This is a genomic window from Bacillus sp. 5B6, from assembly GCF_000259405.1.
Classification (GTDB): domain Bacteria; phylum Bacillota; class Bacilli; order Bacillales; family Bacillaceae; genus Bacillus; species Bacillus velezensis.
Window position 1 is genome coordinate 1,955,133 of the sequence record NZ_AJST01000001.1, and the last position, 12,441, is coordinate 1,967,573.

14 protein-coding genes and 1 riboswitch are annotated in these 12,441 nt (G+C 43.6%); of the genes, 5 read left to right on the forward strand and 9 right to left on the reverse strand.

Annotated features, from left to right (window positions below; genetic code table 11):
* Positions 1-62 precede the first annotated feature (62 nt).
* Positions 63-569 (reverse strand): isoprenylcysteine carboxyl methyltransferase family protein, encoded by a 507-nt coding sequence (locus tag MY7_RS09065; RefSeq protein WP_003153565.1) that lies wholly within the window; start codon positions 567-569, stop codon positions 63-65.
* Entirely contained in the window at positions 569-1,669 is a 1,101-nt protein-coding gene (locus MY7_RS09070) for a type III polyketide synthase (RefSeq protein ID WP_029326134.1), read from the reverse strand. Before MY7_RS09070 ends, MY7_RS09065 begins: the two co-directional genes overlap by 1 nt.
* A 165-nt stretch (positions 1,670-1,834) precedes the next feature.
* Between MY7_RS09070 and MY7_RS09075 the strand changes: the two genes are divergently transcribed.
* Complete coding sequence (locus tag MY7_RS09075) at positions 1,835-2,443, forward strand: GNAT family N-acetyltransferase (RefSeq protein ID WP_007612132.1); 609 nt, start codon at positions 1,835-1,837, stop codon at positions 2,441-2,443.
* Between the two features lie 28 nt (positions 2,444-2,471).
* On the opposite strand, the gene MY7_RS09080 is transcribed toward MY7_RS09075, so the two are convergent.
* Positions 2,472-2,780, reverse strand: a complete 309-nt coding sequence (locus MY7_RS09080) for an MGMT family protein (protein WP_007612133.1) — start codon at positions 2,778-2,780, stop codon at positions 2,472-2,474.
* Between the two features lie 231 nt (positions 2,781-3,011).
* Between MY7_RS09080 and MY7_RS09085 the strand changes: the two genes are divergently transcribed.
* Positions 3,012-3,281, forward strand: a complete 270-nt coding sequence (locus MY7_RS09085) for a hypothetical protein (protein WP_007409508.1) — start codon at positions 3,012-3,014, stop codon at positions 3,279-3,281.
* Positions 3,282-3,796: 515 nt separating this feature from the next.
* Positions 3,797-4,381, forward strand: a complete 585-nt coding sequence (locus MY7_RS09090; RefSeq protein ID WP_007612136.1) for a DUF421 domain-containing protein — start codon at positions 3,797-3,799, stop codon at positions 4,379-4,381.
* A 240-nt stretch (positions 4,382-4,621) separates the two neighbouring features.
* On the opposite strand, the gene MY7_RS09095 is transcribed toward MY7_RS09090, so the two are convergent.
* Complete coding sequence (locus tag MY7_RS09095) at positions 4,622-5,188, reverse strand: cysteine hydrolase family protein (RefSeq protein ID WP_007612138.1); 567 nt, start codon at positions 5,186-5,188, stop codon at positions 4,622-4,624.
* 317 nt (positions 5,189-5,505) lie between these two features.
* Between MY7_RS09095 and MY7_RS09100 the strand changes: the two genes are divergently transcribed.
* Positions 5,506-5,781 (forward strand): hypothetical protein, encoded by a 276-nt coding sequence (locus MY7_RS09100; protein WP_007612144.1) that lies wholly within the window; start codon positions 5,506-5,508, stop codon positions 5,779-5,781.
* A gap of 263 nt (positions 5,782-6,044) precedes the next feature.
* On the opposite strand, the gene pbuX is transcribed toward MY7_RS09100, so the two are convergent.
* The 5 genes from pbuX to MY7_RS09125 all read right to left on the reverse strand — a co-directional run bounded on the left by pbuX (position 6,045) and on the right by MY7_RS09125 (position 12,091).
* Positions 6,045-7,349 carry a xanthine permease PbuX gene (pbuX, locus tag MY7_RS09105; RefSeq protein ID WP_007612149.1) on the reverse strand — a complete coding sequence of 435 codons (1,305 nt, stop codon included), beginning with the start codon at positions 7,347-7,349 and terminating at the stop codon, positions 6,045-6,047.
* Positions 7,346-7,930: a xanthine phosphoribosyltransferase gene (xpt, locus tag MY7_RS09110; protein WP_007612152.1), complete on the reverse strand. Its 585-nt coding sequence runs from the start codon at positions 7,928-7,930 to the stop codon at positions 7,346-7,348. Before xpt ends, pbuX begins: the two co-directional genes overlap by 4 nt.
* A gap of 99 nt (positions 7,931-8,029) precedes the next feature.
* A riboswitch (purine riboswitch) is annotated at positions 8,030-8,129 on the reverse strand.
* Positions 8,130-8,261: 132 nt separating this feature from the next.
* Complete coding sequence (locus MY7_RS09115; RefSeq protein ID WP_007612154.1) at positions 8,262-9,764, reverse strand: carboxypeptidase M32; 1,503 nt, start codon at positions 9,762-9,764, stop codon at positions 8,262-8,264.
* A gap of 112 nt (positions 9,765-9,876) precedes the next feature.
* A complete protein-coding gene (locus MY7_RS09120) occupies positions 9,877-11,796 on the reverse strand; it encodes an ATP-dependent DNA helicase (RefSeq protein ID WP_029326133.1) in 1,920 nt (639 codons plus the stop codon).
* A 103-nt stretch (positions 11,797-11,899) separates the two neighbouring features.
* A complete protein-coding gene (locus MY7_RS09125) occupies positions 11,900-12,091 on the reverse strand; it encodes a hypothetical protein (RefSeq protein ID WP_003153550.1) in 192 nt (63 codons plus the stop codon).
* A gap of 166 nt (positions 12,092-12,257) precedes the next feature.
* Between MY7_RS09125 and MY7_RS19185 the strand changes: the two genes are divergently transcribed.
* The gene (locus tag MY7_RS19185) at positions 12,258-12,410 is read left to right on the forward strand and encodes a YpzG family protein (RefSeq protein WP_003153548.1); all 153 of its coding nucleotides are present in this window, start codon (positions 12,258-12,260) and stop codon (positions 12,408-12,410) included.
* Positions 12,411-12,441: the final 31 nt, after the last annotated feature.

Genomic DNA, 12,441 nt, shown 5'->3' on the forward strand with positions numbered 1-12,441 from the left:
ACCTTGAATGAGAATCATTTTCATATTTACATCTTATCATGAGTGAGAATGATTTTCAATCTCTATTTTGCGGTGTTTTCTTCTAGCGCTTTCTCTTCGGCGCGAATCCTCACGGTGAGCATGCAGGCATTGAGAATCGAAAAGAGAAACAGTGTCCAATAGGCTCCGTATAACAGCGGCAGAAAAATAAATTCTAAGATGACGACCGCGTAGTTCGGGTGCTTCATCCACCTGTACGGCCCCTTTCTGACAAGCTCCGCATCCGGCACGACAAGGATTTTCGTATTCCAATACCGCCCTAATGATAATAGCGCCCAATACCTGATCCCCTGTACAAATAAAATAATACATATAATGGCGGCCCACCTTGGAGAAAGCGTTTTTTGAAACGCCGCCACCTCAGCTGTAAGAGAGACAAAAAAGAGCACGTGCATCAGGACGAGAAAGGGATAATGTCCTTCTCCGTATTCGACTGCGCCTTGCTTTTTCACCTTTTGCTCATTACGCCGGGCCACGATCATCTCCGCAATCCGCTGGGCCGCAAGCAGCATGATAAACAGCCAAAACATTAAGAAGCCCCCTTTTCCCAGCTGAACAGCAAAAGCTCAGACGAAAATCCCGGCCCGAGAGCGCCGATCAGCCCTTTTTCGTTTTCTTTCTGCCGCCCGTGGAGCAACTGTTCTTTTATCACATGAAAAATAGTTGCGGAAGACATGTTCCCGTGTTTTTGCAGCACCTTCCGAGATGCCGCAAGCTGACCGGTGTCCATTGAAAGACTCGTTAAATAGGCGTCGATGACCTTTTTCCCGCCTGGATGGGCAAGAAAGGTTTTAATGTCGTGAGGACTGACGCCATATTCAAATAAAAATTCATCAACATTGTCCTTCAGCCACTGTGAAACCAGGGTGGGAATATCTCTTGCAAAAATGACTTGAAAACCGCTGTCGGTGAATTCCCAGCCCATCACATCTTCCGCATCCGGCATCATCACCGATTGAGTGGCGAATATCCGCGGAAGAAGCGGCTGTTTGACGTCGTTTCGGTTCGCCTTTTCTCCTCCGATTAGTACTGCGGCAATTCCGTCCGCAAACAGGGAAGTTCCGATTAAGTTGCTTTTTGACTTGTCGTTCGGCTGAAACGTTAAGCTGCAGAGTTCAGCCGCGATGACAAGCACGTATGCTTCAGGATACGCGCGGCAGTATTCGTACGCCCTGGACAGGCCGGCCGCTCCGCCCGCGCATCCTAAACCCCAGATCGGTATCCGTTTTGTTTTCGCAGAAAACGGAAGCTGATTCATCACTTTCGCTTCAATGCTGGGTGTCGAAAGACCGGTGCTGGAAATAAAAAAGATCGCATCCACTTTTTCATATGGAAAGGGATTTGTTAAACAATCCGGGTTTGTTAAACAATCAAGTGCCGCATCCGCACTATGCTTGACGGTTTCTTCCCTATACAGCCGGTTTTTTTCCGAAAAACCCCGTGCCGTTTTATACCATTCAATCGGCCGGACAAACTGCCTTGATTCAATTTCGCCGTTTTGAAAGGCTTTTAACAGCCGGTCAATATCCTTAAATGAATCGGCAAACATCCCTCTCGCAAAATCCGCCGCCGTTTCTTGCGAGACATGATACTTCGGAATGCTCGTTCCGACAGATAACACATATGCCAATGCCCATCACCTCTTTAATAAAAGTTTCCGCATTTTTCCTGAATGTATGCATAAATTCGGGCTGGTCATTTGCCTGACCCGCCATTTTAATAGGAAATTGGCCCTTTTGAATAAGAAACCCTTCGACTATACTTGATCCATTCATAAAAAAAGGTTGTGATAAGAATGCTGAAGCCTGTCATTCTTAAAGGGTCACTCGTTCAGTTAGAGCCGCTGGCGATTGATCACACTCAGGCACTCTGTGACGCTGCTTCAGAAAATAGGACGACTTACGCTTACACCCATGTTCCTGACGGAATCGAAGAAACAAAGCGTTATATTGAGCGCGCGCTTTCCGATTATGAAAAAGGACTTGCATTGCCATTTGCAGTACGGAGTCTTGAAACAGACCGAATCGTCGGAAGCACGCGGTTTATGGAGGCGGAAGTGTTTACGCGGCCGGCGGACGCAGCCCCGGAAGTGTGTGAGATTGGCAGCACATGGTATGCCTCTGTCGTGCAGCGGACCGGTGTCAATACGGAATGTAAACTTCTGTTGCTGACCCATGCGTTTGACGCGTGGCAAGCTGTCAGGGTTACGCTGAAAACCGATGTTCGCAACCAGCGCTCACGAACTGCGATTTTGCGGATCGGTGCCCAATTTGAAGGAATCCGCCGCGCACACATTCAAGCTGTCGACGGCGGCCTCAGAGATACCGCCTACTACTCCATCCTTCGGGAGGAATGGCCTTATATCCGGCAAAACCTTTCTGGCCGGCTCGCAGCATATAACTGAAAAACCTGCCGATATACGGCAGGTTTTTTTACATATTCGGATCATGGACGTATAAATTGAGATCGATCCGTCCGTCTGACGTGACCGCTACCCCCTCAGCTTCAAGAGACAGCTTCTGTACAGAAAACATCTCTTCGTCTCTCAATCCGATTTCGCCCTTTGCATTGATGACCCTGTGCCAAGGAAGACGATGCTTTTTACTCATGGAGTGAAGAATCCTCACAACCTGCCTCGCTCCCCGCGGACTTCCCGCAAGATCGGCAATTTGACCATACGTCATCACTTTTCCTTCAGGAATCTGTTTGATAATGGCTACCGCCCGTTCCGTAAATGTCATGCAACTCCTCATTTCGACTAAAAATGATTTCCCTAGTATCATACAACAGTTTTGAGGCCATATGATGATGCCTTACTCTGGAGGCTTAAAATAAGATGGTACGAGTTAATAAAACTCATGGGGGAAAATACTTTCTTATATTCACAAAAAGTTAACATAAGTTTATATGGACAAATTTTACATACAGTTATATAATACAGTTGTATCAAATAAAAAAAGGGAGTGTTTTAAATGAAATTTAAAAAAGTTTTAACCGGTTCAGCTCTATCACTTGCTTTACTTGTTTCTGCTGCTCCTGCTTTTGCAGCAAGCCCGACTGCAGATGGCGGGAGTCATAAAACTGCAGCTCCTCAGGCAGTGTTAAAAACTATATACATCAATGCTAATACACGTGGAGAACTTCTTAATGTAACAGTATTTGCTGGAGTTAAATACTATTTAAAAGATGCAAAGCAGAACAGTGATGGTACATGGACTGGTGAATACCAAGGTTGGTTTTAAGATTATCTAAGGGATAAGAGATTTTTCTCTCATCCCTTTTTTTCATAGTTGTTTTCCCTACTAACCTCCTAAAAACCATGATCAACGAAGAGCGTTGTGCGGCGATCCCAAGCAACCGTATTTCAAGCTCTGTCTCAGCAGCAGACCGTTGTTCCTCAATGCATTTTAGCAGGGTGTCTCAGTATGCATCCTTTTTTGTTCCCAACCATGCCGCTTTTCCTATGACTTAATTGTGTTAATTGACAACTCGTATTTCTTGGCAAGGTTCTTCTATTTCATGCCTTACGCACTCCTTATACTCCTTGGTGTGCTTTTCAGCCACCAATATTCACCGCCGCCTCTTGTATTGGAGATTCCGAAATGAATTCACCCTCGCAGAATAGTTTCTCCAGTTAGGAAAACACCTAAAATGAATAAAATTAAATGTAAGGGCAATAATTCTTCGTGAGCAAGTACCCCATAAAACCTCTTACTTGCTCTTTTATTTTTGATAAAACACAATCCAGGGTGATAACATGAAATTTGCTTGGGAAGAATTAATTATAATTGCATTCGGAATGATTTTACTGAGAATTTCAGGGAGAAAATCCATTGCACAAATGACCATTGCACAGACAATGGTGATGATTTCAATCGGTACGATTATCGTTCACCCCATTTTAGAAACCAGTTTATTGAAAACATTAATCGCTGCGTCTATCCTTTTTAGCGCTTTGATTTTAATGGAGTGGTTTCAAGTAAAAGTAAACTGGATTGAATCTTTTTTAACCGGAAAATCTAAATTCGTTATAGAAGACGGCCAACTCAATATAGAAAACTTAAAGAAGCTGAGACTGACAGCAGATCAACTCGAAATGCGTTTAAGGCTTCTTGGCATTTCAAATATAAATACAATTAAATATGCCACTTTAGAAGCTAATGGACAATTAGGCTACGAATTAAAAGATGACTGTAAGCCTTTAACCATCAAAGATCTTAAAAATGTGATCGATCCAAAATGTCTTAACAAAGAGCCTCAGCCTCAAAAAGATGATCAAGCCAATATATTCGAGGAAATCAAAAGTCACCAGACCCAGCACAAGCCAAAAAATCTTGAATAATTCGCTGATTAGTAAAGCCTTTTGTTATTCGCCGAATCAGACCGTTAACCGCCGATCATTTTTTACCGAAACCGGTTTACAAGAAACAAAAAAAGCATCTGAAGCAGATGCCTTTTTCAATCGATATTGCGACGATGAAAAGAGTCGGTAATCCCCGTATTTTCCGACGAGGTCCTTGTATGCGCCTGAATATGCTTTTCAGCCGCCTGTCCCTACCGCCGGCCTTAGCCATAATGTTAATCAGTTTGTTTTTATAAAATCATTGATTAATTGATCAGTCGTTAATATTGTGGCAAATTCATCATGCAATGTTGCCAGAGATATATTGTGAATAGTCTCTGCATCATAATATGTATCATTTTGATCTCTCATTCCGAAGGCTGCTGTTGCATCTGAAATCAGGTATGTATCAAATCCTAAATTACCGCTCATCCTTGTGGTTGTTGAAACACAGTGCGGCGTAGTCAAGCCAGTGATTACGACAGTTGTTATATCATTTGCTTTTAAAAGCTCTTCTAGATTAGTCCCAATAAAGCTGCTGTTTACTTTTTTGGTTATAATGACTTCTTTATCCATAGGTTTAACGATTTCCTTTATAGCAACCCCCTCATTTTTTGGATAAAATAAAGAACCAGGTTTATCAGAAGTATGTTGTATGTATATGACTGTCCATCCTTTTTCTCTCCATAATTTCAGTATTTTGCTGATATTTTCTTCCGCCTTTACGTTATTTCGTTCTCCCCACTTTTTATCATCAAAGGCTTTTTGTACATCCACAATGATTAAAGCTTTTTTCTTTTCTGCCATCAGATAACCTCCTATATTAAATTTCGTATTTATAACATTTTAAATAAAGTTTTTACTTTTGTACAATTGATTAAGTTACTATCACATCTTCCCCGTTGGAAAAGCATTGAAATATCTAAAGTTCACCAGAGGCCAGCAATATTCAACTCTTTTTCTCTATATACTTATCAATATCCTGAAATAAGCCGCAACAGTGAATGAAAGGATTGCCCCTAACTCAATTCACGCTCACAAAATATTAACAAAAAAACCCTTGGTTATTTTTGTATTGCACGTGATAATACAAGTGTATCAAAAAAAACAAAGGAGTGTTAAAAATGAAATTAAAAAAAGTTTTAACTGGTTCTGCCTTGTCTCTCGCTTTACTCGTTTCCGCTGCCCCTGCTTTTGCATCTAGCCCTGGTAATACAAATATCGACTCAACTCAAACAAAAATTTCGACACAAGCGACCAAAGATTCTTTTACAATGGATTACCTTCATAGATGGGATATTCCAAATACAACTGTTAAAAATGGTGTTACATATTACCTTAAGAAAGTAGAGATAATCGAAGGGTTCTATCGCGCAACTTTTGAAGGATGGATTAATTAAAAGAAGGGGCTTTCCCTTCTTTTACTCTTTTTTGTAAGAATTCGTGCACAAGATACTCGTGCACGTACATATAGTCCGGGACGGTTTTTCGGCGAAATAAGACGGATGCCGCATCACTCAATTTGTTTCTTTTCAAACAATGAAACTAATAAAAAAAGAAGATGCCTCACAAAAAGTTCAGCAAACTTTCGGAAGCATCCTCGATCTCGGGATTTCATAAAGAAATGTTATTAAAATGTTATTTTTTCAAGAAAAACGGGTGACTAACCCTCTTGAACCCTTGTCACATCAAGGGTTTTTTTCGCTTTAGGAATCATATTATAAATAATATTCAAAAGGACGGCGGTAAAGCTTCCGGCGACGATTCCGTTTGTGGTCAGCAGATTTAAGTAAGACGGCAGGTGCTTAAACATATCGGGAACGACGGTTACACCGAGTCCCAATCCGACCGAACACGCGACGATCAGAAGGTTTTCCTGCTTTTTAAAGTCAATTTGACTGAGCATTTTAATGCCGTAGGAAATGACCATGCCGAACATGGCCACCATCGCGCCTCCCAGTACCGAAGACGGGATGATGGTCGTGAAGGCTGCGATTTTCGGAAAAAGGCCGAAGAGCATTAAAAGTGCGCCCGTGACACCGATAACCGCATTTTTCTTAATTCCCGTCAGCTGCACGAGGCCAACGTTTTGGGAATAAGCCGTGTACGGAAAAGCATTGAAAATGCCGCTGATGAATACCGCCAGGCCTTCCGCACGGTAGCCTTTTGCTAAATCACGTTCAGACAGGCGCCGGTTTGTCAGGTCACCGAGAGCGAAATAGACGCCGGTTGACTCAACAAGGCTGACAATGGCAACGATGGACATCGTAATAATCGGTGCCGCATGAAATGTCGGCGTCCCGAAGTAAAACGGTTTAATCATTTGAATTGCATCAGCATTCGCCACATTGTCAAATTGCACTTTTCCCATAAAATATGCGATGGCCGTCCCGATGACAATGCCGATTAAAATCGAAATGGATTTCAAAAATCCTTTTGTAAACCGATAAAGCAGCACGATGATGACGAGCACCGTAAATCCGAGGGCAAGGTTAGCCGGATCACCGAAATCCTTGCTGCCTTCCCCGCCGGCAATATGATTCATCGCGACCGGCATTAAGGTCATCCCGATAATCGTCACGACAGATCCGGTTACGACAGGCGGGAAAAAGGATACGAGCTTACCAAAGAAAAACGACAGCAGAATGACAAGCAGACCCGATGCCAAAATGCTTCCGTAAATGGCTGAAATCCCATACTCCTTACCGATCGAAATAATCGGCGCTACCGCGGTGAACGTACAGCCGAGCACAACAGGCAAGCCGATGCCGAAAAATTTATTCCTCCATACTTGAAGCAGCGTAGCCGCCCCGCACATAAAAATATCAATTGATACGAGATATGTCAGCTGTTCTGCGTTCAGTCCCAATGCAGCTCCTACAATTAAAGGAACGACGACGGCGCCGGCATACATGGCAAGCACGTGCTGGATACCGAGGGAAAGTGTTTTGGCATAGCCGTTTTTCATGAACGGACCCCCTGTACAAATGTCACTTTTCCATCTTCAAGCGATTGAATTCTCGCCAGTGATTCGACCCGGCATCCTTTTTTCACCAACTCATCTCTTCCCGGCTGAAATGACTTTTCAATGACGATTCCGATCCCGCAAACCGCTGCGCCTGCTTGTTTTACGATGGATAAAAGTCCTTCTGCCGCCTGTCCGTTCGCTAAAAAGTCGTCAATGATTAACACGCGGTCATCTTTCGACAGATGATTTCCGGAGATTGCAATCTGACTTTCTGTTTTTTTCGTGAAAGAATAGACGGATGCCGTCAGCAGATCATCCGTTAATGTGAGAGACTTCCTTTTTCTCGCAAAGATGACGGGAACGCCGAGTTCAAGACCGGCCATCACCGCAGGGGCGATACCCGAAGATTCAATTGTGACGATTTTGGTTATCTCGTCTTTTTCAAAACGGCGCGCAAATTCCCGGCCGATCTGCTGCATGAGAACCGGATCAATTTGATGGTTTAAAAAAGAATCCACTTTCAGCACTTGATCAGAAAGAACAATTCCGTCTTCTGCTATTTTTCGTTTTAATGCTTCCACAATGACTACCCCCGCTTATAAAAAATAAAAAAAGCATTGCCCACTCTCCAAAAAAAGAGCAAGCAATGCCGAATGATCTACACGTAACGGCCGAATAAAGCCGTCCCATTGCTCACTCATAGTCGGACATTTACGGTGACCGGTAGAAACTTGCGTGCCATATCCACGCGATTATATGAGTGTTCGTATGATATTAATCAAATTATAACAAGATACACTTCTTTTGCATAGTGAAATTTGAATATTTCCGAACTTTTACAAAGAATCGGTTTCGATTATTCGTGTTTTTAGAATTTTTAGAAAAACGCCCGGTGTATGCCGGGCGTTTCGTTTATAAATATAAATTTGAATATTTGCCGACGAGATACTCAATGAGATATTGAACGTTCAGCTCTTCTCCCGTTGCATCTTTTATGATGTCAAGCGGCATTTTGCGTCTTCCGTGCTGATGAACCTTTTCTGTCAGCCATTGTTTAATCGGCTCAAAATCGCCCCGTTCTATTAATTGGTCAAATTCAGGCAGATCGTCAAGCATGGTATGCTTCAGCTGTGCCGCATACATATATCCGAGCGCATAGGAAGGGAAATAGCCGAAATCGCCGCCCGCCCAATGTACGTCCTGCAAAATGCCTTTTGCGTCAGATGGCGGCGTAATGCCTAAATAATCATGATATTTTTGATTCCACAATGCAGGCAGTTCTTCCACTGTCACTTCATTGCTGAAAATCGCTTTTTCAATTTCATAACGGATAATAATGTGAAGCGGATACGTCAGCTCATCGGCTTCAATTCGGATAAAGGTCGGTTTCGCCTCGTTGACAGCGCGTACAAAATCTTCTCTTTTCACATCTTGAAATTGATCAGGCGAAGCCTCAACCATTTTTTCATAATAGGCGGTCCAGAAATGTTGATTTCTGGCGATAAAGTTTTCATAAAATAACGATTGGGATTCATGAATTCCCATGGATGCACCGTCAGATAAGTTCGTTCCGCTCAGCGCTTCGTCAATATTCTGCTCGTAGATCGCATGCCCGCATTCATGAATCGTTCCGAAAATCGCCGTGCGGAAATCGTTTTCGTCATATCTGGTCGTCACCCGTACATCGCCCCGGTTGATTGTCGTCGCAAACGGATGCACCGTCTCGTCCAGGCGGCCGCCGTCAAAATCATACCCGAACTCTTTTAAGAAATACAAGGAGAGGTCTCTTTGCTGTTCTTTCGGAAACGTTTTCGTTATAAAGGAAGTGTCCGGTTTATTGCCGGATTCCGTCACTTTTTTGATAAGCGGAATGATCGCTTCCTTCAATTCAGAAAACAGCTGATCCAGCACCTTTACCGTAACACCCGGTTCGAAAATATCGAGCAATGCATTGTATGGATGATCTTCATAGCCCCAATACGAAATAAACCGCTTATTAAAATCAATCAGCTTCTCAAGGTACGGAGCAAACATAGAGAAATCAGAGGCAGCCTTTGCATCCTCCCAAGCCGTTTCCGCTTTCGATGTTAAAATGACATATTCTTTATACTCATCTTCAGGAATTTTTTTATTATGATCATAATCTTTTTTCGCAAGTTCCGCCGCTTTCACTGTATCTTCAGGCAGCTCTTCTGCATGCGCGAGAAGGATGTCGATCAGCTCTTTCATCCGGTCGGATGTCTGGATTTGAAAAACGTCAGCCGACAGCTGTCCGATGCTTTCCGCCCGGTCATCAGAGCCTTTTTTCGGGGCTCCCGTTCTTAAGTCCCAGTGCATAAGCGCAATGGCTTCTTCATAGTGGGACACTCTTTTTAACAGATCAAAAAACTCTTTTTCATATGTATGTAAATCCATATCCATTCCCCTCCCTTTTCACTATCAATTACAGGCTAATGGAACGCCGTGACAAAGTCAACTTCCCGGATTTAAAAAAGCCGCAGGATAAGAATCCTGCAGCTTTTGTGTTTTATACGATTTTCGGTGTAACAGGCAATATCTTTTTGACTTCGGCCAATACCCGTTCACTTTCTCCGCCCGCATAAATGGATATGGTTCCGCTGTCCTGATTAGAACGGATGAGGCGGCCGATTCCCTGCCGGACTCTCAAGAGCATGTACGGCAGATCAACTTCCTCAAACGGATCTTTTTTCGCTCCGTTCCGCTTTGCGGTAAACACGGGATCATGAGGCGGATACGGCAATGCCCAAATGGTCACATTCCGGAGCGAGTCACCGGGAATGTCAAGACCTTCCCATAAGTGGACGGAACAAAGCACGGATTCTTCATCCCGCTGGAATTTTTCGACCAGACTGCTGATCTCTTCGTCACCTTCGTAGTATATCGGATACGGCAGCTCCCACGCGGCAGCCTGTTCTTTAAATTCCTTCATGTCTTCAAATGAAGGGAAAAGAACGAGGGTGCGTCCTTTATTCTTCTTAATGGTTTCAATCGTTTCGGCTGTTTTCTGCTCAGACGTCATATCACCGTGAAGCGCAACAGACATTTGCTCCTCGTAATCGTACGGAGATTCAACGGTGAATGATAAAGAATCACGGATTCCGAGGCTGTCAGCGATATAATCAAATGAACCGCCCTCAGAAAGAGTGGCCGATGAGAAAATATAAGGGATCTTTTTAGAAAAGACCTTTTCTCCCAAAACTTCGGCTACTGTTCTCGGCATAACGACAAACGTTGAGTCTGTATCCCGCGTTTCAAGCCAGCTGATGGCATCCTTTTGATACAGCGACAGCGAATATGCCATTTGTTCGACGTATTCTTCTACGACTGACAGCTCGTACTTATCGATCGTATACATTTCCGATTCAAATACGAGCGCCTCGCCGATTTTATCGAGCAGACGGCATAGTTCGTCAGCTGCACGCTTAACACGCTGATCGTTTTGGATGTCCAATCGGTGAGAGCCGGCGATTTCCTTCGACTCCTCTGACAGCACATAGAAAAACTCATCGTTTGCGGCAAGGGCATCTTCAATCAGTTCGGCGAATTCCTCTCTGATGTCATTTTGAAGCAGACGCTCTAAAAACAGCTCAAGCGTCGACTGCTTCACGCGATAGGTTAACGCTTTTTGCGCGGCGAATTCCAGCAGATGTCCTTCATCAAACACGACGGCGCTGTGATCCGGCAAAAGCGGCAGCTGTCCTTCCCTTTTGCGTGATTCTTCCGTCCATACATGTTCCATGTAGAAATCATGGGAGCAAACAATCAGATCCGTTGATTTTCTGTAATGATCTCTTGAAAGTGTTAAACCGCATCTATGTCTCATATCACATGTTAAACAATCTTGGAAGGAATCATAGCTGACGCCTGCCCACTCTTCATTCGTCAAATCAGCGTACTGTTTGCGGTCGCCGTACGGATAAAAGCGCTGCATCGCTTGTGATTCGTGTACGAATGAAGGCAGCGACTCATAAAGATCCAGCCACTTTTCATCATCAGAACGCTGCATCGTTTTCTCAAGCTTTTTCAGACACAGATACTGCTCATGGGATTTGGACAGCCGTGTATCAATCTGCAGATCCAAATGTTCTGTCAGCTTGGAAATGTCGCCTTCTTTTTTGACAAGCTGTTCAATTAACGTTTCATCGGCGCATGCGATAATGGCCGGTTTACCCGTATATCTGGCATAGCTGATGGCAAACAGCAGATACACCAGCGTTTTCCCCGTACCGACTCCTGCCTCAGCGAACATGACCTTTTTCTCTTTAAATGCCCGTTCAAGCTGAAACGCCATAAATACCTGCTCATCCCGAAGGTCAAAGCCTTTCTCGGGAAGGATATCGTAAAACACGTCACCAATCCAATTGTTCAATTCTTCGTAAAAATTCTTTTCTTTTGTTAAAGCAAAAGGCAAACGTGATGTTGTCACCCAACTCCAACCCCTAACTATTCGGCATTCAGACCATCTATAATATCATTTAACCCTTTTCAATACAACAAAAAAACTTGGCCTCGCCAAGTTTTTGCCATTATCATTTCCGGTTAATGATATGTGTACATAGGAACGGATGGTCTGTTGAATGTGTATGTTTTACCGCATTTTCAAGTTCTTCCTGTGCGTGTGTCATGGCGGAAGGACCGAACTCCGCTCCGGCTTCCTCCAGCCGGAAAGCAGTTGCGTCTAACGCCTTTTGTATTTTACTGAAGTGCTCGCTGTTCAGCATAAAATAAGATCACCTCTCAAATAGAAATAATCATCATTCTATGCCGATGCTTCACTTTCTATACATGCCATTCTGAATGATCCGCACCTGACCTGCACAAACTACAACAGATATTCGATCGAATATCCATCTTCACAAAATTATTCTATCCGGGAGTGATGGTTACATGAGTTATAAAGATCGATTAGATCAGCATTCTGAATTGTTTCATCACAATTGGACGCGGCCGAAACGCTCTAAATCGCAAGTGAACGGCCACACCGAAATGTCCCAGACCAACATTATTTTACGGAGCAACGCAAAAGCGCACCGCTGGTAATGGCAGAATAAAACGTAAAGATGCCAGAGAA